Source organism: Proteus vulgaris (genome assembly GCF_033708015.1).
In the GTDB taxonomy this organism is placed as follows: domain Bacteria; phylum Pseudomonadota; class Gammaproteobacteria; order Enterobacterales; family Enterobacteriaceae; genus Proteus.
In genome coordinates, this window is record NZ_CP137920.1 from 1,002,980 (window position 1) to 1,025,688 (window position 22,709).

The window sequence follows — 22,709 nt, forward strand, 5'->3', positions numbered from 1 at the left end:
TGAGAAATAAAAAGCACCTCATGACAACTTTAGTGATGAGGTGCTTGTGTTTATCAAGGGATATTTTTCCCTTTATATCTAGTGTTAAGCGGCCTTGTCTGTTTTGACTTTGTCAGTTTGCGGCTTTTTTACAGGCACCGCCAATGCATCAAAGTCAAATTCATCGACATTAATACTCCGTAAGCGGCTTTGTTCTGCTTTACGTAAGATATCAGCCTCTTCTTGGGTGACTCGTTTATCAGCCAGTGCTTTTTCTGCTAGTTTATCTAGCTGAGTAAAGCTGAATTTCTTCTCATAAAGGCGACAAATACGGTCGAAGATAGGCTCAGCAGCTAAGATATCCAGTAATGCTTCTTCCATTAAACCATGTGGATTATGCTCACTTGGTGTTAAGTATTGACCTCTGCCAATACGATCACGGGTTTCAGAAGGTTGTTGGATAAGTTGCGCTACTTTGCTGTCTAATTTATCTGATGGCAATTTTTGAGCTTTACCGAGTGGGAAAATAATTGCACGCATCGTGCCTGCAATAACTCGGCTTGGAAAATTGCGTAGCAGTTCATCAATTGCATTCTCCGCTTGGTATAAACACTCTTTTAGGCTCCAATGTACGAGAGGCAAATCTGCAGTATGGCGACCTTCATCTTCGTAACGCTTAAGCGTGGCAGAAGCGAGGAAGATATGACTTAATATGTCACCTAAACGCGCTGAAATACGCTCACGACGTTTTAAACTTCCACCTAAAACGCCCATCGAAACATCAGATAACAGCGCCATATTGGCACTCAAACGGTTAATTTGTTGATAATAACGACGGGTTTCATCATTAGTCGGGGCGTTACTTAATCGACCATTCGTGATACCTAACCACAAACTACGTAAGGTATTACTTGCTACATGACCGATATGACCAAATAGAGCGCGGTCAAAATCATGTAGGTTATTTTCTCGTGCAGCGGCAATTTCATCTAATACATAAGGATGGCAACGGATAGCACCTTGACCATAAATGATCATGCTACGAGTTAAAATATTGGCACCTTCAACAGTAATGGCGATTGGAGAACCTTGATAAGAGCGCGCGACAAAGTTTGATGGCCCAAGGCAGATCCCTTTCCCTCCCACAATATCCATTGCGTCGATAATTCCTCGTTGTGCTCTATGAGTACAATGATATTTGACTATGGCGGATAATACGGCAGGTTTTTCACCTAACATAATACCTGTGGTAATTAATGTGGATGCTGCATCTAAGAGATAAGCATTTCCAGCAAGGCGAGCTAATGGCTCTTCAATACCTTCCATTTTACCGATAGGAATTTTGAACTGGCGACGGACACGAGAATAAGCCCCAGTTGCCATAGCGGCACTTTTTAATCCACCAGTAGAATTTGATGGTAATGTGATGCCACGACCAACAGAGAGACATTCCACCAGCATTCTCCAACCTTGACCGGCCATTTTTGGTCCACCAATGATGTAATCGATGGGAACAAAAACATCTTTACCACGAGTTGGCCCATTCATAAATGGCACGTTTAATGGGAAATGGCGATGGCCGATTTCAACACCTTTAACATTGGTTGGAATTAACGCACAGGTGATGCCTGGATTTTCATCATTACTCAATAGATGGTCAGGATCGCGTAATTTAAATGCTAATCCTAATACGGTCGCGATAGGGGCAAGCGTGATATAGCGTTTATTCCAGGTTAAACGAATGCCAAGAATTTGTTCACCTTGCCATTCTCCCATACAGACAACGCCACTGTCAGGAATAGCACCTGCATCGGAGCCTGCTTCAGGGCTTGTTAAGGCGAAACAAGGAATTTCATCCCCTTTGGCTAAACCGGGTAAATAGCGTTTTTTCTGTTCATCAGTACCATAGTGTTGCAATAGCTCACCGGGGCCTAAAGAGTTAGGTACACCAACGGTGATGGCTAAAATACCTGACACCCCTGCCAGTTTTTGCAATACGCGTGATTGGGCGTAGGCTGAAAACTCTAATCCGCCGTACTCTTTTTTAATGATCATGGCAAAGAAGCGATGATCTTTAAGGTATTGCCAGATTTCAGGAGGTAAGTCAGCTAATTCATGAGTAATTTCAAAGTCATTTGTCATGCGACAAACTTCTTCGACAGGTCCATCAAGGAAAGCTTGCTCTTCAGCGGTTAGCTGTGGTTTAGGGTAATTATGAAGTTGTTTCCAGTCGGGAGCGCCACGGAAAAGTTCGCCTTCCCACCATGTTGTACCAGCATCAATAGCTTCTTGTTCTGTTTTAGACATCGAAGGCATGACTTTTTGAAATGCTTTAAGTGCAGGTACTGAGATATAGGCTCTACGAATAGAAGGAATAGTAAAGGGTAATAAAACCAATGCAACGGGAAGGAGTAACCAGTAACTCCAAATGTTGGCGACACCCATGATTAATGTATAAGCAATAAGTGTTAGGCTGCTTATCGCGATACCGAATTTGCGATAACTAAGTACGCCAATAAGAACAATAAAAAGTACGATACTGAGTAGTGTCATAATAAACTCCTGTATTTAGCAAGAGATCGGAGGTCAGACCTGTTGTTTGTTATTTAGATCTAATCCAGTCACTAACTTTTATCAATATATTTACATTCTAATTACAATATAGCTCACAAATTATTCGTAAATGAGAGAAGTTAGCATTTGTCGATAACAGGTATCTTCTTTCATGACATTTAATCCGTTACACTGAGAAACAGAAAATTTCGATTACCCTTTCTGGAGTAAAAATCCTATGTACCAAGATCTTATCCGTGGTGAATTAACTGAAGCAGCAGAGACTCTTTCCCGTTTTCTTCAAGATGATGCAAATATTGAAGCTATCCAAAAAGCAGCGGTGTTATTAGCCGATTCTTTTAAAGCGGGTGGCAAAGTATTATCTTGCGGTAATGGGGGTTCTCATTGCGATGCAATGCATTTTGCCGAAGAGTTAACAGGACGTTATCGTGAAAATCGCCCTGGTTATCCAGCCATTGCTATTTCAGATGTAAGCCATATCTCATGTGTAAGTAATGATTTTGGCTATGAATATATCTTCTCCCGTTATGTTGAAGCTGTGGGTAAAGAAGGTGACGTTCTGCTGGGGATTTCAACCTCAGGCAATTCAGGCAATATCATCAAAGCAATTAGCGCTGCGCGTGAGAAAGGCATGAAAGTCATTACGTTAACAGGTAAAGATGGCGGGAAAATGGACGGTACAGCAGATATTGAAATACGTGTACCTCATTTCGGTTACGCTGATCGTATTCAAGAAATCCATATCAAAGTTATTCATATTCTGATCCAATTAATTGAAAAAGAAATGGAAAAATAATTTGTTGATATAGCAATAAATTAGCCATAAACATCGGCAATAAGGAGTGAGCGATGTGTGAGTTGTTAGGCATGAGTGCAAATGTACCGACAGATATTAATTTCAGTCTAAGTGGATTAATTCCAAGAGGTGGTAAGACAGGACCTCATAAAGATGGTTGGGGAATTACTTTCTACGAAGGATTAGGATGTCGCACATTTAAAGATCCTCAAGCTAGCGCAATTTCGCCAGTCGCTCGCTTTGTTCAAGAATATCCAATTAAATCCGAGGCGGTAATCGCTCATATTCGTCAAGCGAATCGGGGAAATGTCTCTCTAGAAAATACCCATCCTTTTACTCGTGAATTATGGGGAAAAAACTGGACGTATGCACATAATGGTCAACTAAAAGGTTATCAATCTCTTGAAACTGGGCGTTTTAGAGCGATAGGGCAGACGGATAGTGAAAAAGCTTTTTGCTGGATCTTAAATCAGCTCGAAAATCGTTATAAACGAACCCCTGTGAATTGGCCTGCTGTATTTCGTTTTATCGCTACTTTAGCTTCTCAATTAAAGCAAAAAGGGGTTTTTAATATGCTGTTGTCAGATGGTCGATTTGTAATGGCATATTGTTCAACTAATTTACATTGGATCACGCGTAAAGCGCCTTTTGGCAAAGCTAAATTACTTGATCAAGATGTAGAAATCGATTTCCAGCAACACACTCAATCAGATGATGTGGTTTCAGTTATCTCAACATTACCGTTGACTGGAAATGAATCTTGGCAGCGTATTCCCGCTGGTGAGTTTGTCTTATTTGATCGTGGAGTGCGTATTCTGTAACCACTTGTTTTCACTATTTTGTGATAAGTTAAGGGTTGGGTTTATATTATTCGTTGAAGTCAACGTGTTATTAACGAAATAACGCCCATCTTGAACAGTAACAGAGGGGATCTGTTTACGTTCTTCAACATATTCGTAGGCTGGCATAAGCTGCTGCCAGAAATCCATATCTTTTGAATATTGATGTTTTTTCATATTTTCAGCGGTCATTTTAAATGGAAAAATATGAATATTAATCGTAGATTGACCATTTTGTAGCGCCAATTCAGCATACTGATAAATTTCATCCATCACAGCGTCTGTCATTGCATAGCAACCCACAGATTTACAGGCTCCGTGGATCATTAAAAAATCGCCAGTATATCCTTTTGATTTATCATATTGATTAGGAAATCCTAGGTTGATAGCTCGGTAAAATCGACTGTTTGGATTTAATTGTGAGAAATTGACTTGATAAAAACCTTCAGGGCTTTTTAGATCACCTTGAAACTTTTTAGGTCCAAGACCGCCAGAATAGCTACAAATAGGATAAGTACGTACTTTTTCTAATTGCCCATCTAATTTTTCCGTATAAAGTTCAAGTAAGTTTTCTTCTTTGAAAATTTGAATATAGATAGGTTGTCCTGTACTTTTTTTAACAGGTTTCATTAGAAAATTTGAACTGTTTTCGGCGTTAACTAATAAAGGAATTAACATTAATGTTAAAAAACTGATTAGTTGTTTTGCGTGACTGGTCATGGTTTTATCAGAAAAATAGCTTAAAATTTGTTGATAAAGTAGATCGTAGATTGCTATGAAGCAATAAATTTGTAAATTAAAATCTGATATGGTTTCTTTTCTTTTACAAAATATTCTGTATGAAATTTAAGCGCCCGTCGAAAAAGATGATATTTTAATTCGGTTTATACGAGTTGTTAACGTTTCAGTCAAAATAATATTCCCATTTGCTTGAGCTAAATCACTCGAATAGTCAGACAGGTTTAGGCTGAGATGATAAAATTCAGTTCGGCAGAATAAGAGAAAATAGTAACAATTATCGGAGATAAATAACTTAGGGTTTAAAAACACCTTAAGATGTTTTTATTACAGAGTCGCTACATTTTCGGGGTGAATTTGTAGCTTAGGGTTTAACTGATAAACTTGTGCAAATCTTATGATTAAAATTAAAAAAGGACTCGACCTCCCAATTGCAGGAGCGCCTGCCCAAGTGATAGAAGACGGACCCGCGATTCGACACGTAGCATTGCTAGGTGAAGAATATGTCGGTATGCGTCCTTCTATGATGGTTTCGGAAGGTGAGCATGTAAAAAAAGGGCAAATTCTTTTTGAAGATAAAAAGAATGCCGGTGTTGTTTTCACCAGCCCAGCTTGTGGTAAAGTCGTTGCAATTAACCGCGGTGAACGCCGTGTGTTCCAATCTATCGTTATCGACATTGATGGCGACGAAGAAATCACTTTTAACCGTTATGATAGCTCAATGCTTTCAGGCCTGACCCGCGAGCAAGTTGAAACTAACCTTGTTAATTCGGGGATGTGGACTGCATTAAGGACTCGTCCTTATAGCCGTACCCCGCATTTAGGCACAACACCTGTCGCTATTTTTGTCTCTGCAATGGATACAAACCCACTTGCAGCGGATCCTATGGTTATTATTGAGCAAAATGAGAAGGCATTTAATGATGGCCTTGTTGTTTTAACTCGTTTAACCGAAGGTAAAGTTTATGTTTGTCATGGTGAAAAATCACCGACAAAATTAAATGATGGACAAATTAGCTATAACCAATTTTCAGGCCCACATCCAGCTGGGTTAGTCGGTACGCATATCCATTTCTTAGAACCCGTAAGTGCTAAGAAAACGGTTTGGCATTTAAATTACCAAGATGTCATTGCTATTGGTTATTTGTTTACAACAGGTTCTTTATATACCGAACGTGTTGTTGCATTAGCTGGCCCTCAAGTAAAAGCACCTCGTTTAGTGCGTACTCGTTTAGGGGCTGATCTCTATGAGTTAACTAAAGATCAATTAGTGGATGGTGAAAACCGCATTATTTCTGGCTCTGTATTATGGGGATGGAAATCTGATGAGGTGCATCACTATTTAGGTCGTTTCCATAACCAAGTTTCTGTATTACGTGAAGGTCGTGATAAAGAGTTATTTGGTTGGGGTATGCCGGGTAGCGATAAATTTTCTATCACTCGTACAACTATCGGTCACTTCTTAAAAAATAAACGCTTTGCCTTTACAACCACAATGAATGGCGGTGAACGTTCAATGGTACCTATTGGTAACTATGAACGTGTGATGCCGTTAGACATTATGGCAACGCATTTATTACGTGATTTAGTTGTCGGTGATACGGATAGTTCTCAAGCATTAGGTTGTTTGGAATTGGATGAAGAAGATTTGGGATTATGTACTTATGTTTGCCCAAGCAAATATGAGTATGGCCCAGCACTGCGCCAAGTATTGACCAAAATTGAGCAGGAAGGGTAACTCATGGGTTTGAAAAATTTATTTGAAAAAGTAGAGCACCATTTTGAGCCCGGTGGCAAATTAGCAAAATGGTACGTGCTTTATGAAGCAGTTACCACGGTATTTTATACGCCAGGTACTGTTACGCGTAATGGTGGGCATGTTCGTGACACCATTGACCTAAAACGCATGATGATCTTAGTTTGGTTAGCCGTTTTCCCAGCAATGTTTTGGGGAATGTATAACGTTGGTCATCAAGCAATCCCTGCCCTTAATCAGTTATATAGTGGTGCTGAGTTACAGCAAATTATTGCTTCAGATTGGCACTATCGCCTTGCTGAATTTCTCGGTGCATCATTAACAACAGATGCTGGATGGGCAAGTAAGATGCTACTTGGTGCAACTTACTTTTTACCTATTTATTTTGTTGTTTTTGCAGTTGGTGGATTTTGGGAAGTTCTTTTTGCCTTTATTCGTGGCCATGAAATTAACGAAGGTTTCTTTGTTACATCCATTTTATTTGCCTTGATCGTACCGCCAACATTACCACTTTGGCAGGCTGCATTAGGTATTACATTTGGTGTTGTTATCGCGAAAGAAATCTTTGGTGGTACAGGGCGCAACTTCTTAAACCCAGCATTAGCAGGTCGTGCATTCCTATTCTTTGCTTATCCAGCTCAAATTTCAGGTGATCTGGTGTGGACTGCGGCTGATGGTTTCTCTGGTGCGACACCATTATCACAATGGTCTGTATCGGGTGAAAGTGCGTTATTAAATACCGCTACTCAACAACCGATCTCTTGGATGGATGCATTCCTTGGATATATTCCTGGGTCGATAGGTGAAGTTTCAACACTGATGATTTTAATCGGCGGTGCTGTCATTCTTTTTGCTCGTATTGCTTCTTGGCGTATTGTTGCTGGGGTAATGGTGGGCATGATTGCAATGTCATACCTGTTTAATTTTATCGGTTCAGATACCAATCCTCTCTTCTCAATGCCTTGGCACTGGCACTTAGTATTAGGTGGTTTTGCTTTTGGTATGATGTTTATGGCAACAGATCCAGTATCCGCATCGTTTACCGATAAAGGTAAATGGGCTTACGGTATTTTGATTGGCGTAATGGCTGTGCTTATTCGTGTCGTCAATCCTGCTTACCCAGAAGGTATGATGCTGGCAATCTTATTCGCAAATTTATTTGCACCACTGTTCGATTACGTGGTTGTTCAGGCGAATATTAAGCGGAGAAAAGCTCGTGGCTAAAGAGAAAAACAAAGATAGCGTCGCAAGAACGTTCCTCGTTGTATTTATTCTATGTCTTGTGTGTTCTGTGGTCGTCGCAGGAGCCGCTGTTGGACTGAAATCTAAACAAGAAGAACAAAAACTTCTTGATAAACAACGAAATATTCTTGATGTTGCGGGTCTGCTCGTACCTAAAATGAGTGCGACAGATGTACTGAAAGTGTATGACACTCGTATTAAAGCAAAAATTGTGAATTTCCAGACAGGTGAACTGACTGACAGTAAAGGCAATTTTGATTTAAATGCTGAATTACGTAGTGATGAAACATCTATTGCATTATCACCCGCTGAAGATATTGCTAAAATTCGTCGCCGTGCTAATACCGCTGAAGTTTACTTCGTTCTCGATGAGCAAGGTAAAACAACAGAAGTCGTGCTACCTGTATATGGTTCAGGTTTATGGTCTGTCATGTACGCTTTCGTCGCTGTAGATATTGACGGGGTAACAGCGAAAGGAATTACTTATTATTCACATGGCGAAACACCGGGCTTAGGGGGTGAAGTTGATAACCCACAATGGAAAGCACAATGGAAAGGTAAGCGTTTACTGACGGAAGAAGGTATTCCTGCAATTAAAATTGTGCGTAGTGGTGCATCTGACAGTCCTTATGGTATTGATGGGCTTTCTGGAGCAACATTGACCTCAAATGGTATCCAGCATATGTTCGATTTTTGGTTAGGCGAAAAAGGTTTCGGCCCATTCCTGAAAAAAGTTCGTGAAGGAGAGATCAATGGCTGATACAAAAGAAATTAAACGCGTTTTACTTGGGCCATTGTTAGATAATAACCCGATTGCCTTACAGGTATTAGGTGTGTGTTCTGCATTGGCGGTAACAACAAAACTCGAAACCGCATTAGTGATGACAATTGCGGTAACTCTGGTTACTGCATTCTCAAACTTCTTTATTTCATTAATTCGTAATTACATACCAAGTAGCGTTCGTATTATTGTTCAAATGGCGATTATTGCTTCATTAGTTATCGTTGTTGACCAAATACTGCAAGCTTATGCGTATGAAATTTCTAAGCAACTTTCTGTTTTCGTTGGTCTTATCATTACTAACTGTATTGTCATGGGGCGTGCTGAAGCTTATGCGATGAAATCACCGCCTATTGAGAGTTTTATGGATGGTATTGGTAACGGTTTAGGATACGGCGTTATCTTGATCCTTGTTGGTTTTTTACGTGAACTTTTTGGTTCTGGTAAATTATTCGGCATTACCGTGATGGAGTCTGTCCAAAATGGTGGCTGGTATCAGCCAAACGGTTTATTCCTGTTAGCACCAAGTGCATTCTTTATTATTGGCTTGCTAATTTGGGGATTACGTACATTAAAACCTGCACAGGTTGAAGAGGACTAATCGCCATGGAACATTATATAAGCCTGTTTGTTCGTGCTGTTTTTATTGAGAATATGGCGCTCGCATTTTTCTTAGGGATGTGTACATTCCTCGCTGTCTCTAAAAATGTAAAAACAGCTTTTGGATTAGGTATCGCTGTTACCGTTGTTCTCGGTCTTTCTGTACCGTTGAATAACTTGGTTTACAACTATGTGTTACGTGATAATGCCTTGATGGAAGGTGTTGATTTAAGTTTCTTAAATTTTATTACTTTCATTGGTGTGATAGCGGCACTGGTACAAATCCTAGAAATGATTTTAGATCGTTATTTCCCTGCGCTGTATAACGCTCTAGGGATCTTCTTGCCACTTATTACCGTTAACTGCGCTATTTTCGGTGGTGTGTCATTTATGGCACAACGTGACTATAACTTTAGTGAATCTATTGTTTATGGTTTCGGATCTGGAATTGGTTGGATGTTAGCCATCGTATTACTGGCTTCTATCCGTGAGAAAATGAAGTACGCGGATGTACCGGCAGGTATGAAAGGGTTAGGCGTTACTTTTGTCACCACAGGGTTGATGGCATTAGGTTTCATGTCCTTCTCTGGTGTTCAGCTATAAAGGGTGAGAAGAACTCATGGATATAATTATTCTAGGTGTCGTGATGTTTACCCTGATTGTATTGGTATTAACAGCGTTGATTTTGTTTGCAAAATCAAAACTGGTCAATACAGGGGATATTTCAGTTGAGGTCAATGGAGACCCAGAAAAAAGTTTTAATGCACCAGCAGGAGATAAATTACTTAACGTATTATCAAACGAAGGTATTTTTATTTCATCAGCTTGTGGTGGCGGTGGCTCTTGTGGTCAGTGTCGCGTTAAAGTGTTGGAAGGTGGTGGCGATATTTTACCGACAGAACTTTCACATATTAACAAACGTGAAGCTAAAGAAGGTTGTCGTTTAGCGTGTCAGGTAAACGTAAAAAACAATCTGAAATTAGAATTACCAGAAGAAATTTTTGGTGTTAAAAAGTGGGAATGTGAAGTTATCTCAAATGATAATAAAGCCACTTTTATTAAAGAATTAGTGTTAAAAATTCCTGAAGGTGAAGTTGTACCTTTCCGCGCAGGTGGATTTATTCAAATCGAATGTCCTCCTCATACAGTACGTTATGAAGATTTTGATGTACCAGAAGAGTATCGTGAAGATTGGGATAAATTTAATTTATTCCGTTATGTTTCTGACGTTAAAGAAACCACAGTACGCGCTTATTCAATGGCGAACTATCCTGAAGAACATGGCATCATCATGTTAAACGTGCGTATTGCAACACCGCCACCACGCAATCCTGATGTGCCACCAGGAATTATGTCATCGTATATTTGGTCATTAAAACCAGGTGATAAGGTGACAATTTCAGGGCCATTTGGTGAATTCTTTGCTAAGGAAACCGATGCTGAGATGATCTTTATTGGTGGTGGTGCAGGTATGGCGCCAATGCGTTCACATATTTTCGACCAATTAAAGCGTTTACATACTAAACGTAAAATCAGCTTCTGGTATGGTGCGCGTTCTGTTCGTGAAATGTTTTACACTGAAGATTTCGATATGCTTGCAAAAGAAAACGAAAACTTCACATGGAATGTCGCGCTTTCAGATGCATTGCCTGAAGATAATTGGACTGGCTATACCGGATTTATTCACAATGTGTTGTTTGAAAATTACCTTAAAAATCATCCAGCACCAGAAGATTGTGAATTCTACATGTGTGGGCCACCAGTGATGAATGCCGCAGTGATTAAAATGCTCAAAGATTTAGGCGTTGAAGATGAAAACATTATGCTGGATGACTTTGGTGGTTGATCCTAACTTCCGATAAAGCATAAATGAATAAAATGACAAGCGCCCACTTATGTGGGCGCTCATGATCAGAAGAGAGAGTTATGTTAAAAAGAAAGATGGTAAATTGGATAGTGATGCTGTCTGCATTAGTTCTATTATCTGCATGCGGTGAAAAACAGCAGGTATTAGAAGGTGAAACCATGGGAACTTATTACTCGATAAAATATGTTCCAGACAGTAATTCACCTCCCCAAAACGTCTTACAAACAGAGATTGATCGTATTCTTGAAGAAGTGAACGATCAAATGTCAACATATCGTCCTCATTCTGAACTCAGTCGTTTTAATCAAAGCCGTGAAATTAATACCCCATTTCCTGTTTCACCCGCGACAGCCAAAGTCGTAAGTGAAGCTATTCGTATTAATAAAATAACCAATGGTGCTTTAGATGTGACCGTGGGGCCTTTAGTAAATTTATGGGGATTTGGTCCAGAAGGTCGATTTACGCACCAACCTTCTGAAGATGAATTAGAAAAACGTAAAGAGTGGATTGGAATTGATTACCTTGCGGTTGAAGGTAATACATTAATTAAAAAGATCCCTGAACTTTATGTCGATCTCTCTTCGATTGCTAAAGGCTATGGTGTTGATGCGGTGGCTGAATATTTAATTTCACAGAATATCACTAACTATATGGTTGATATTGGTGGTGAAGTAAGAACTCAAGGCGTGAATGGTAATGACAAGCTTTGGCGTATAGCGATTGAAAAACCGGCAAATGACGGCACAAAACAGAGTGTTCAGTTAATTATTGAGCCGGGTGACAACTCAATAGCCACTTCGGGTGATTATCGTAACTATTTTGAAGAAAATGGCGTCCGTTTTTCTCATACTATTGACCCAACCACAGGTCATCCTATTAAACATAATCTTGTTTCTATCACTGTGATTGTGCCAACTTGTATGAGTGCTGATGGTCTTTCAACAGGATTGAATGTTTTAGGGCCTGAAAAAGGGTTAGCTGTAGCAAACGAGCTAAATATTCCTGTCTTTATGATAGTGAAAACTGAAAATGGGTTTGAAGAGCGTTATAGTAAAGCATTCGCCCCATTCTTGAAAAAGTAGAATTTAAGGAGGGAAGGTTATGTTAAAAATATTTCTATTTGCCTTCATCTTATTCTTGATTGCCTTCTTTGGTATGGCATTAGGCTATATTGTCAAACGTAAAAGCCTTCAAGGTAGCTGTGGCGGTTTAGGTGCTATGGGCATAGAAAAAGAGTGCGATTGTCCAGAACCTTGTGATGCACGCAAAAAACGTATGGCAAAAGATGCAGCAAGAGAAGAATTGCTTAATAAAAATAGAATTCTTTAAATAAGATATAAAATAAAAAAAGAGTGGTGTATATGTTTACATCACTCTTTTTTATTTCTTTTAAAAACAAAGCTAAAAACGAGGGGTTATTCTTTTCTAAATGCTTTCATTTTTGCTGGCGAATCGACCATAACCGCATCAGCACCTAATTCTGTGGCTTGAATGTAATCTTTCTCTGTATTGATCCCAAAAAGGATAATATGAGCATTACCACCAGCACGAAAACAAGACATAGCATCTTTATCCCAACTTAAAACAGAGGCTGAGCGTGCTTCACCTAGTGTGTATTTCTCGACAACTTCTACTTTGCGGTGAAGTTCAAGTCCATACCAACGAGTCATATCTAAATTTTCAGGTAGTAGGCAAACATGGCTCATGGTGATATTGGCTAAAATATCACGAGTAATATCACGACTTTCAAAACGTTGTACATTTGTCGGTAAGGCATCAAGAAATGCGGTATTTGTAGAATAGACGCGAGTTCTATCCAATGCATTATGCTTACGAAGCACGGTGGTTAATGCTTCACTTTGGATTGCAGGATCCGCATCTGGTGATTTTAAATCAAGATAAAATTGTGTTGTGGGAAATTGCGCTAAAATTTCATCCAATGTCGGAATGGTGACACCTTTATTTCGATAAGGAAATTGTTGTGCTTCACCAAATTTATAGCCCGCATCCCATTGTTTCAGTTGCTGTGCAGTAAAGTCAGAAATACTACCTTGCCCATTTGTTAAGCTTTTTAAATCGCTAGGGCGATAAAGAACAGGGATTTTGTCTTTTGATAATTGGATCGTGATCCAAATTGCATCAGCTTGATTAGAGAGGGCTGTTTTTATAGCAATTTCAGTGTTTTCAGGGGCATCAGTTGTGCCACCACGGTGTGCGATAATTTTAGGAGATGCCATAAGAATTACAGAATAAAAAAAGAGAGAAATAGCGATGAATAATTTGATCATGAAAAATTATTTCCTTGTTTTATATATAGTTACAAAACAATATTTAAAATTAATGTAATTAATCAACAAGCCAAAACAATCTATCATCACTTTGTGACGATTCTATAAATAAAGAGACTAATTCAGATTTTTATGAGAAATACACCTCAATGGAGGGAGGTTAGAAGGAATAAAAATTGTAGTTAATATTTATTTACTGTATATTTAAACAGTGATAAAAAAGAGGTGATTGTATGCGTAAAATTATTCATGTTGATATGGATTGTTTTTATGCTGCGATTGAAATGCGAGATAATCCAGCACTAAAAGAGATCCCTATTGCGGTTGGTGGTAATGCTTCTAGCCGAGGTGTGATCTGCACGGCGAATTATCCTGCTCGTCGTTTTGGTGTCCGTAGTGCGATGTCAACAGCAACCGCGTTGAAGTTATGCCCTCACTTAAAAGTTTTATCTGGCAGAATGGCGCTTTATAAAGAGACATCAGCAAAGATCCGCCAAATTTTTTCTCGTTATACTCACCTTATTGAACCGCTTTCACTCGATGAAGCTTATCTTGATGTATCTAACAGTAAGCATTGTCACGGATCTGCAACGTTGATAGCGCAAGAAATTCGTCAACAAATTTTTGATGAGTTAGATCTTACTGCATCTGCGGGCATAGCACCGATTAAATTTCTCGCAAAAATCGCCTCTGATATTAATAAACCCAACGGGCAATTTGTTATTACACCCGAGCAAGTCGATGATTTTATTTTAAAATTGCCGCTTAATAAAATACCCGGTGTAGGTAAGGTGACATTTGCTCGTTTGCAAGAAATGGGGTTAGAAACTTGTGCTGATATTCGCCGTACTGATGTCATTTCTTTAGTCAAAGTGCTTGGGAAATTCGGTCAAAATTTATGGGAACGCAGCCATGGTATCGATGAGCGTGAAATAAACCCTGATAGGCTGAGAAAATCAGTCGGAGTGGAACGTACTTTTGCCTCAGATATTAATTCTTGGGATGATTGCTTGGCATTACTTGATGGGTTATATAGCGAATTAGAAAGGCGTCTTACAAAAGTGAAACCCGATTTAAGGATAGCAAGACAAGGCGTTAAACTAAAATTTGATGATTTTCAATTAACGACCCAAGAGCATACTCATCCTATTTTGGAAAAAGCCGATTTAATCAATATTGCTTACCAAGCATGGCATGAGCGCCGAAATGGTCGAGGTGTACGATTAATCGGATTTCATGTCACCTTGCAAGATCCACAAATAGAACGACAGCTTCTTTTAGCACTATAACAATTAAAAAAACCATAGCCGCTCAATAGAGAGGCTATGGTTAACACCGTTAATCTATGTAGTGAACCTATATAGTATTACCAGCGATAATTCATTGTTGCGGTCATTGTTCTGCCTATCCCATAAAAACATGCCGTATCACCAGCACAAGATGCCACATAGTGTTTATTCGCAATATTATTCATATTAAGCTGAATTTCTGCTCCCTTCAAAGAGGGGGATAGCTCACCTAATGAATAACCAATCATCGCATCGTAAAGAGTAACCGCGGGTACACTGACCGTATTTTTGGTATCGCCTTGAGATACACCCACATATCTCACACCAACACCAGCTTTAGCCCCATTAAATAGCCCTGATGTTTCATTATATTGACCCCAAAATGATGTCATATGCTTAGGAACTCTAGGGAGTTCTTTTCCTTGTGTTCCCGCAATAATGGTTTTTCTTACTTCTGTATGGGTATAAGCATAACTGCTGATAAAGGAAATATTTTCAGTTAATTGGCTATTAATTTGGGCTTCAATACCACGACTTCTAATTTCACCCACTGGCTCAAAATATGCTTTTTCAGCATTATAGTTGGTGACATTACGTTGTTGTAATTGATAAACAGAGAGTGTTGCTAATGTTTGTTCATTTGGTGTGAGGTATTTAACGCCCACTTCTAATTGACGGCCTTCGCTAGGCTCAAAAGGGGCACTTCCTGGGGCTCGGCGAGTTTGTAAATTAGGTTCAAACGAGGTGCTATAACTAATATAAGGAGAAATACCATTATCAAAAGAATATAAAAGCCCTGCGCGACCGGTTAATTTATGATCATCTTGTTGATCATCGCTTTTAGCTAAGAAATCATGGGTTCGAACTTGAGCCCAATCTTGGCGTAAGCCTGCAAGCAAGATCCAATTTTTCCATTGGATCTGATCTTGTAGATACAACCCAATTTGATCACGTTTTTGTCGCTGATCAGTCGCAGGTTTTTGTAAGCTCATATCAATTGGATAGTGATAGTTAGGATCACGCCAATCAAGATCGTACTCAGGCCCCATTGCACGGAGTAAATTATCTTGATCTTTACTCCACTGATAATCAATACCAGCAATCAAAGTATGATTAAGTTTTGCAGTAGTAAAGTCTGCTTGTAAACGAGTATCAATCCCTAAAGTATCAGTTTCTCTCTGCTCTTGTTGCGCACGGCGTTCAAGGACATAAGGGTTATCTTTTCTTAGAGATCCAAATACAAGGTATTTATATTTTTGATTAATATGACTATATCGAGCATTTTGTACAATTTTTAGTGAATCACTAAATTCGTGTTCAAATTCATAACCTATACCATATTGTTGACGCCATGATTTATGGTAATCAGGATTGTTGACATCAAAATTAAAGGGAATAGTACCAGCAGGCGTGCTTTTAACTGTACCATAGGCGGGTAAGAAGTTACGGTATCCCGCTTCAGGCTCTTGTTGAATAAAGCTTAATAGTGTTAAGCGAGTTTGCTCATTAGGTAAGAAAGTAATCGCAGGAGCAAGTGCAAAACGTTCTTCTTTATAGTTTTTTATTTGTGTGTGTTGTGTTTTTGCAATGCCGTTTAGACGATAAAGTACACGATTGTCATCACTTAATGCGCCTGAAAAATCAAAAGCGGTTTCTGCTAATTTATCATTGCCAGCTCGTACTTGAATGTGGCGAATAGGGGATGCCGTTGGTCTTTTACTTGTCATTGCAACAAGACCGCCAGGGTTTACTTGGCCATAAAGAACTGACGCAGGCCCTCTAACAACTTCAACGCGTTCTAATAACCATGGATCAATTGCGCCCGTTGATGATGAAGCTCCCATTCCATAGCTTAGACCGTCAAGAAAACGTGGCGCATAACTGTACCCACGAATAAAAACTTCATCATTACGATTAGAACTTCCACGATATTCTGTGAAAACTCCAGGTGTATAACGTAACGCCTGAGAAACAGAACTGACATCTTGGGCGTCCATTTGATCGCGCGTGATCACGCTAATGGATTGCGGTGTTTTTTCAATTTCAGTCGATGTTTTATTTGTTGATAATGTTTTTGTTGCTACAAAACCGGAAACAGGTGCTTGAGGATCTTGTGATGGAGATGCTGTGACAATTATCTTTTCAGGTGCATTTTGATTGACTGCTGCATGAATCTGAATAGAAAGTAAACTTAGAGGTAAAGCAAGAAAGAGGCGAGTAGCGCAATTTTTATTAGACACAATAGAACCCTTTGGTTTTTTATTATTTAACTTTAAATGCGGAAGCCATGAAAATACCATCCTGAAAATATTAACGCTAATGATAATGATTAGCATTCTATATATTTAATTTATTAAGATTTATTTTTTATTCCATAATGGAATAAGTAATTATGGAATTGGCTATATGAGGAATAAATTATGATCACTAAGGGAAATCGTAGGTATTTAGGAGAAATAAATTATTTTTTGTGATGACTTCAATCACAAAAAAACCCGCCAATTAAGCGGGTTTGATTATTAACACTAAAGCGAGATTATTTAGCAGGGATTGCTTTTAAAATCGCAGTTAATAATTGCCAGTATTGACCGACACTCTTAATGTGAACGCGTTCGTCTGGTGAGTGAGCACCACGGATTGTTGGTCCAATAGAAACCATATCCATATCTGGGTAAGGTTTTTTGAATAGACCACACTCAAGGCCTGCGTGGATAACCATGATGTTTGGCACTTTATCAAACAGTTGTTGGTAAGTGTCACGAACTAAATGCATAACAGGGGAGTCTGCATCGGGTTTCCAACCTGGGTAACCGCCTTTGGTTTCGATATCGGCTTTAGCCAGTTTGGCTAATGCTGTCAGCATGCTAACAACATAGGTTTTACCGCTATCAATTAGAGAACGAATTAAGCATAGGATCTCGACTTTATCGTCAACAATGCTCACAACACCTACGTTTAATGATGTTTCAACAACGCCTTCAACATCGTCACTCATACGAATAACGCCATTTGGCATCGCATTAAGTAGGTTGATTAAGCGTTCTTGGCAATCTGCTGTGAAAACTTTTTTATCTGTTGTTGTATCAATTAGTTCAACTTTCAGATTTTTTTCAACAATAGCTAATTCTGTTTTTAACAGCGCTTCAAATTTCGCTTTTACTGCATCTAGCTGGCTTGCTTTATCTGCTGGAATTGCAAAAACAATGTTTGCTTCACGAGGGATCGCATTACGCAGTGTACCACCGTGGAAATCAATTAATTTTAGCGACAATTCTTCTGCATGACCCGCTAAGAAACGCGCTAATAATTTATTTGCGTTACCTAAACCTAAATGGATATCACCACCAGAGTGACCACCATTTAATCCTTTTAGAACGAGTTGTTTAACAACGTGGTCTGCTGGGATTGCATCGTAAGAAAGGTTTACTGTGGTTTTAACATCAATACCACCCGCACAACCCATGTAGATTTCACCTTCTTCTTCAGAGTCTGTGTTGATAAGAATATCAGCTTGTAACCAACCTGGTTGTAAACCAAACGCACCGTCCATGCCGGTTTCTTCAGTCATCGTTAGTAGTACTTCTAATGGACCGTGCTTAACAGTATCGTCAGCTAAAACCGCTAATGCAGATGCCATACCTACGCCATTGTCAGCACCTAATGTTGTGCCTTTCGCTTTGATCCATTCACCGTCGATGTAAGGTTGAATTGGATCTTTTGTGAAGTCGTGAACTGTATCGTTGTTTTTTTGTGGCACCATATCTAAGTGTGCTTGTAAAACAACGGCTTTACGATCTTCCATGCCTTTAGTTGCTGGTTTACGAATTAAAATATTGCCAACTGCATCGCGCTGTGCAAAAAGACCTTTTTCACTAGCCCAAGAAAGAATATGGGAAGCTAAGGCTTCTTCATGATGTGATGGATGTGGAATCGAACAAATTTTTGCAAAAATATCCCATAGTGGTTGTGGGGATAGAGTAGATAGTTCAGACACGATGGATCTCCTCTAACAGCATCTGTGTTATTGATAGCCTACCGCTTTTTTAAGGGTTAGCTTTATTATTCTGAGCGTTATACGCCAATATAGTTGAGAATATCACTTTCTTCTGATGAATGCGTCATTCTATTCACATCTCTATCTAAGAAATTAGATCTCTATTTTGTATTTATTTTTCATATAGTTTGTTTTTTAATCAGAAATAGGTATTACAGAAAAAAATGAGGATAATCTCACCTGTTTTCACGTTTTCTCTGGTTTTTAGGCGCTCAAATCACTATAATCTCGCGCAACCTTTTTTTCCGCAAAAAAGCTTCTCTCGAAATTCAAGTAGCTAGGATCACAATATTATGAGCGAAAAATATGTTGTAACGTGGGATATGTTGCAAATACATGCCCGTCAATTGGCGCAACGTTTATTACCAGTCGAACAGTGGACCGGCATTATTGCTGTCAGCCGTGGGGGATTAGTCCCTGCTGCATTACTTGCTCGTGAATTAGGTATCCGTCATGTGGATACAGTCTGCATTTCTAGCTATGACCATGATCATCAGCGTGATCTCAAAATCTTAAAAAAAGCAGAAGGTGATGGTGAAGGCTTTATCGTTGTTGACGATTTAGTTGATACGGGGGGGACAGCTAAAGTTATCCGTGACATGTACCCAAAAGCGCATTTCGTCACTATCTTTGCAAAACCTGAAGGGCGTCCTTTAGTGGATGATTTTGTGGTTGATATTCCGCAAAATACATGGATTGAACAGCCTTGGGATATGGGTGTTGCCTTTATTCCGCCTGTTTGCGATCAATAATAAGTTGATAGCATTCGTTTTGCTGTTTTAATCGAGATCCTCGCTTAGGCGGGGATTTTGGTTTTTAAGCTTTTTTCTCTTCCTTTTTATATGTATTCGTGCGATCGCTTGTCGTGATACACATTGTTCCAGTCGATTTCATGCTATGATAAAGCCAGTCTTTTAAGCCCTTTATACGATATCCACTGATTTGAAGAGTGATATGGCAAACAATACGAATCTTTCTGAAACTTTATTTAAGCCACGAGCAAAACACGCTGAGACTTCAACGCTAATTCAGTATACCCATCCCAAATCGAATATTAATACCTATACTGTGCTTAATGGTACAAGCCAGCAAAATTGGTATAGGACTATTCAACGTTTACTTTGGATTTGGCGTGGAATTTCGCCTATTGAAATAGAAGAAGTGTTAAGTCGAATTGCGGTACAGGATGCTCCTCGTAGTGACGATAAATTTATTGATACCGTTGTAGGATATCGTAAAGGAGGTTGGTCATTTGAGTGGTCACATCAAGCGATGATCTGGCAACAAAAAGCATTACGTGAAGAGTCTGGTGATACCGCAGCTGATTGTTGGTTACAAGCAGCTCATCTTTATAGCATTGCCGCATATCCCTTTATTAATGGTGATTTCTTAGCAGATCAAGCCGTTACCTTGTCGATGAAAGCCTTTGAGAATGCGACAAAATTTTCCTCTTTTGACGTAAAAAAACTGACATTTAAATTAGAGGGGAAAGGAACGACAACGGGTTTTCTGCATTTACCAAAAGATTGTAGAGGTCCTTATCCTACCGTGTTATTTTGTGGTGGATTAGACGGCTTACAAAGTGATTACGTCAGCTTCTTCCGTGATTATCTTTCCCCAAAAGGTATTGCAATGTTAACACTGGATATGCCAGGAATTGGTTATTCAGTAAAACAAAAACTAACGGAAGATACATGCCAATTACAAGGTGAAGTGCTAAAACAACTTTCTGAAGTGCCTTGGATTGATCATACTCGCGTTGGTGTAATGGGCTTTCGCTTTGGTGGTAATATAGCTGTGCGTTTAGCTTATATCTACCCTAAATTGATTAAAGGTGTTGTTGCTTTAGGCCCATTGATCCACGCTTTCTTTACTCAAGCTGAATTGCAGAAAAAAATTCCTGTGATGTATCTTGATGTGTTAGCAAGTCGTTTAGGATTATGGAATATCGATGAGAATAATCTTCGATTGTCGTTGAGCAGTTACTCCCTGAAAAACCAAGGGTTGATTGGACGACGCATGCCTGTTCCGATGATGGGTGTCTATTGGAAAGGGGATGATATGAGCCCTAAAGAGGATTCGCAATTAATTGCTCGTTCTTCTATGGATGGTGACATTCTTGCTATTAATGACAAACCGCTTTATGAAGGTTTAGAGCTTGCGCTACAAAAAAGCGCAGATTGGATCTATGATAAATTAATATAATTAATTTTGAACAATAACTTGCTAATTATATTAGATTATATAACAGTAGAGTTTCTAAGGAGACTGAATTTATGACTTCATCTTTGAACCCTACCCGAGGTAAGTTATTAAAGCGTTTTGCTCAAATCGGTCCATATATCCGAGAGCAACAATGCCAAGAGAGCCAGTTCTTTTTTGACTGTTTAGCCGTTTGTGTCAATAAAAAAGTCGCGCCAGAAAAACGAGAGTTTTGGGGCTGGTGGATGGAATTAGAACGTAATAATGAGCAGCTCATTTATCATTATCAAATTGGGCTATTCGATAAAAATGGTGATTGGCTTCATCAGAACATAAGTAAGAATGATGTTGTTGAGTCAATCAATGAAACACTCATTCGTTTTCATGAATTTCTTCAATTAGCCGTGAGTGAATTAGAAATGACACTCATCCCAGATGAAAAAATGAACAATTTTCCTCTTCCTATTCAGCCCTAATTTTGTGTTAGGGCAACTTTTCATAGATTTTGCGTTATGTCAGTTGGCATAACGCTTCTCTCCTGATAAAACTGTGTATTATCTTTTTAAATAATCAACAAGAATGGTAAATGTTATGAATAGCAGCCAAACGCTGGTTGTTAAATTAGGGACAAGTGTACTTACTGGTGGTTCACGACGTCTGGATCAGTCTCATATTGTTGAGCTGGTTCGCCAATGTGCTAAACAACACGAAAAAGGTCATCGGATTATCATTGTCACTTCAGGTGCAATTGCTGCTGGACGTGAGTATTTGAATTACCCTGATCTGCCCGCAACGATTGCCTCAAAACAGTTGCTTGCCGCTGTGGGGCAAAGTGCTTTAATTCAAGTATGGAAACAGTTATTTGCTATCTATGGTATTCATATTGGTCAAATGCTATTAACGCGTGCTGATATAGAAGATAGAGAACGTTTCTTAAATGCACGTGATACATTACATGCGCTGTTAGATAACCATATTATCCCCGTTATCAATGAAAATGATGCTGTTGCTACGGCAGAAATAAAAGTGGGTGACAACGATAACTTATCAGCATTAGCGGCTATTTTAGGTGGTGCAGATAAACTGTTATTATTGACAGATATTGAAGGGCTTTATACGGCGGATCCTCGCAGTAATCCAGATGCTAAATTGATCCCAGAAGTTTTTGATATCAATGATGAGTTACGCCAAATGGCTGGTGATAGCGTATCAGGTTTAGGTACGGGCGGTATGGCAACAAAACTGCAAGCAGCAACCGTTGCTGGGCGTGCGGGGATTGATGTTGTTATCGCAGCTGGTGTGCAACCGGAAGTTATCGCGAAAGTTATTAATGGTGAATCTGTTGGCACATTATTTCATGGCCTAAAAAGCCCATTAGAAGCGCGTAAACGGTGGATCTTTGGTGCGCCAATTGCAGGTGTAATTGTGGTTGATGAAGGGGCTGAAAACGCCATTAAAGAAAAAGGTAGCTCCCTTTTACCAAAAGGTATTAAAGAAATTAAAGGCGATTTTTCTCGTGGATGTGTCATCCGAATCCAAAGTTTACAAGGTAAAGATCTCGCTCATGGTGTTGCACACTATAATAGTGATGCGCTGCGTCTAATTGCTGGACACCATTCACAAGAAATTAGTCAAATTTTAGGTTACGAGTATGGCAGTGTTGCCGTACATCGTGATGATATGATTGTTAGCTAAGGAGCCTTC

Annotated in this window: 20 protein-coding genes; 15 read left to right on the forward strand and 5 right to left on the reverse strand. The window is 39.3% G+C overall.

What is annotated here, in order from left to right; translation table 11 throughout:
* Nucleotides 1-84: 84 nt before the first annotated feature.
* Nucleotides 85-2,532: an acyl-CoA dehydrogenase FadE gene (gene fadE, locus SB028_RS04700; RefSeq protein WP_069367070.1), complete on the reverse strand. Its 2,448-nt coding sequence runs from the start codon at nt 2,530-2,532 to the stop codon at nt 85-87.
* Between the two features lie 238 nt (nt 2,533-2,770).
* Here fadE and lpcA point away from each other — a divergent pair, with 238 nt between their 5' ends.
* Complete coding sequence (gene lpcA, locus SB028_RS04705) at nt 2,771-3,349, forward strand: D-sedoheptulose 7-phosphate isomerase (RefSeq protein WP_069367071.1); 579 nt, start codon at nt 2,771-2,773, stop codon at nt 3,347-3,349.
* Nucleotides 3,350-3,402: 53 nt separating this feature from the next.
* Entirely contained in the window at nt 3,403-4,170 is a 768-nt protein-coding gene (locus tag SB028_RS04710) for a class II glutamine amidotransferase (protein WP_069367072.1), read from the forward strand.
* Here SB028_RS04710 and SB028_RS04715 read toward each other — a convergent pair.
* Nucleotides 4,141-4,908, reverse strand: coding sequence for a L,D-transpeptidase family protein (locus tag SB028_RS04715; RefSeq protein WP_069367073.1), 768 nt, complete (start codon nt 4,906-4,908; stop codon nt 4,141-4,143). The genes SB028_RS04710 and SB028_RS04715 overlap by 30 nt on opposite strands.
* Before the next feature lie 415 nt (nt 4,909-5,323).
* Between SB028_RS04715 and SB028_RS04720 the strand changes: the two genes are divergently transcribed.
* The 8 genes from SB028_RS04720 to nqrM all read left to right on the forward strand — a co-directional run bounded on the left by SB028_RS04720 (nt 5,324) and on the right by nqrM (nt 12,501).
* Complete coding sequence (locus SB028_RS04720; RefSeq protein ID WP_069367074.1) at nt 5,324-6,664, forward strand: Na(+)-translocating NADH-quinone reductase subunit A; 1,341 nt, start codon at nt 5,324-5,326, stop codon at nt 6,662-6,664.
* Between the two features lie 3 nt (nt 6,665-6,667).
* Nucleotides 6,668-7,906 (forward strand): NADH:ubiquinone reductase (Na(+)-transporting) subunit B, encoded by a 1,239-nt coding sequence (locus SB028_RS04725; protein ID WP_069367075.1) that lies wholly within the window; start codon nt 6,668-6,670, stop codon nt 7,904-7,906.
* Nucleotides 7,899-8,684, forward strand: coding sequence for a Na(+)-translocating NADH-quinone reductase subunit C (locus SB028_RS04730; RefSeq protein ID WP_069367076.1), 786 nt, complete (start codon nt 7,899-7,901; stop codon nt 8,682-8,684). Before SB028_RS04725 ends, SB028_RS04730 begins: the two co-directional genes overlap by 8 nt.
* Nucleotides 8,677-9,306 (forward strand): NADH:ubiquinone reductase (Na(+)-transporting) subunit D, encoded by a 630-nt coding sequence (locus tag SB028_RS04735; RefSeq protein ID WP_069367077.1) that lies wholly within the window; start codon nt 8,677-8,679, stop codon nt 9,304-9,306. The genes SB028_RS04730 and SB028_RS04735 overlap by 8 nt, the downstream gene beginning before the upstream one ends.
* A gap of 5 nt (nt 9,307-9,311) precedes the next feature.
* Nucleotides 9,312-9,908, forward strand: coding sequence for an NADH:ubiquinone reductase (Na(+)-transporting) subunit E (gene nqrE, locus SB028_RS04740; RefSeq protein ID WP_006534792.1), 597 nt, complete (start codon nt 9,312-9,314; stop codon nt 9,906-9,908).
* 16 nt (nt 9,909-9,924) lie between these two features.
* Entirely contained in the window at nt 9,925-11,151 is a 1,227-nt protein-coding gene (nqrF, locus tag SB028_RS04745; protein WP_069367078.1) for an NADH:ubiquinone reductase (Na(+)-transporting) subunit F, read from the forward strand.
* 80 nt (nt 11,152-11,231) lie between these two features.
* A complete protein-coding gene (locus SB028_RS04750; protein ID WP_069367079.1) occupies nt 11,232-12,254 on the forward strand; it encodes an FAD:protein FMN transferase in 1,023 nt (340 codons plus the stop codon).
* Between the two features lie 19 nt (nt 12,255-12,273).
* Nucleotides 12,274-12,501, forward strand: a complete 228-nt coding sequence (nqrM, locus tag SB028_RS04755) for a (Na+)-NQR maturation NqrM (RefSeq protein ID WP_023580998.1) — start codon at nt 12,274-12,276, stop codon at nt 12,499-12,501.
* Between the two features lie 86 nt (nt 12,502-12,587).
* On the opposite strand, the gene SB028_RS04760 is transcribed toward nqrM, so the two are convergent.
* Complete coding sequence (locus tag SB028_RS04760) at nt 12,588-13,460, reverse strand: glycerophosphodiester phosphodiesterase family protein (protein WP_069367080.1); 873 nt, start codon at nt 13,458-13,460, stop codon at nt 12,588-12,590.
* A gap of 233 nt (nt 13,461-13,693) precedes the next feature.
* Between SB028_RS04760 and dinB the strand changes: the two genes are divergently transcribed.
* Nucleotides 13,694-14,749 (forward strand): DNA polymerase IV, encoded by a 1,056-nt coding sequence (dinB, locus tag SB028_RS04765; RefSeq protein WP_069367081.1) that lies wholly within the window; start codon nt 13,694-13,696, stop codon nt 14,747-14,749.
* A gap of 77 nt (nt 14,750-14,826) precedes the next feature.
* Here the strand turns inward: dinB and SB028_RS04770 are convergent, their stop codons facing one another.
* Both SB028_RS04770 and pepD read right to left on the reverse strand, forming a co-directional pair.
* On the reverse strand, nt 14,827-16,989 hold the full coding sequence (locus SB028_RS04770) for a TonB-dependent siderophore receptor (protein ID WP_069367108.1): 2,163 nt from the start codon (nt 16,987-16,989) through the stop codon (nt 14,827-14,829).
* A gap of 296 nt (nt 16,990-17,285) precedes the next feature.
* On the reverse strand, nt 17,286-18,743 hold the full coding sequence (gene pepD, locus SB028_RS04775) for a beta-Ala-His dipeptidase (RefSeq protein WP_069367082.1): 1,458 nt from the start codon (nt 18,741-18,743) through the stop codon (nt 17,286-17,288).
* Nucleotides 18,744-19,096: 353 nt separating this feature from the next.
* Here pepD and gpt point away from each other — a divergent pair, with 353 nt between their 5' ends.
* From gpt to proB, 4 genes are all read left to right on the forward strand, one after another.
* Complete coding sequence (gpt, locus tag SB028_RS04780; protein ID WP_069367083.1) at nt 19,097-19,555, forward strand: xanthine phosphoribosyltransferase; 459 nt, start codon at nt 19,097-19,099, stop codon at nt 19,553-19,555.
* 202 nt (nt 19,556-19,757) lie between these two features.
* The gene (gene frsA / locus SB028_RS04785; protein WP_069367084.1) at nt 19,758-21,008 is read left to right on the forward strand and encodes an esterase FrsA; all 1,251 of its coding nucleotides are present in this window, start codon (nt 19,758-19,760) and stop codon (nt 21,006-21,008) included.
* Between the two features lie 71 nt (nt 21,009-21,079).
* Nucleotides 21,080-21,481 carry a sigma factor-binding protein Crl gene (crl, locus tag SB028_RS04790; protein WP_069367085.1) on the forward strand — a complete coding sequence of 134 codons (402 nt, stop codon included), beginning with the start codon at nt 21,080-21,082 and terminating at the stop codon, nt 21,479-21,481.
* A 115-nt stretch (nt 21,482-21,596) separates the two neighbouring features.
* Nucleotides 21,597-22,700: a glutamate 5-kinase gene (gene proB / locus SB028_RS04795; protein ID WP_069367086.1), complete on the forward strand. Its 1,104-nt coding sequence runs from the start codon at nt 21,597-21,599 to the stop codon at nt 22,698-22,700.
* Nucleotides 22,701-22,709 lie beyond the last annotated feature (9 nt).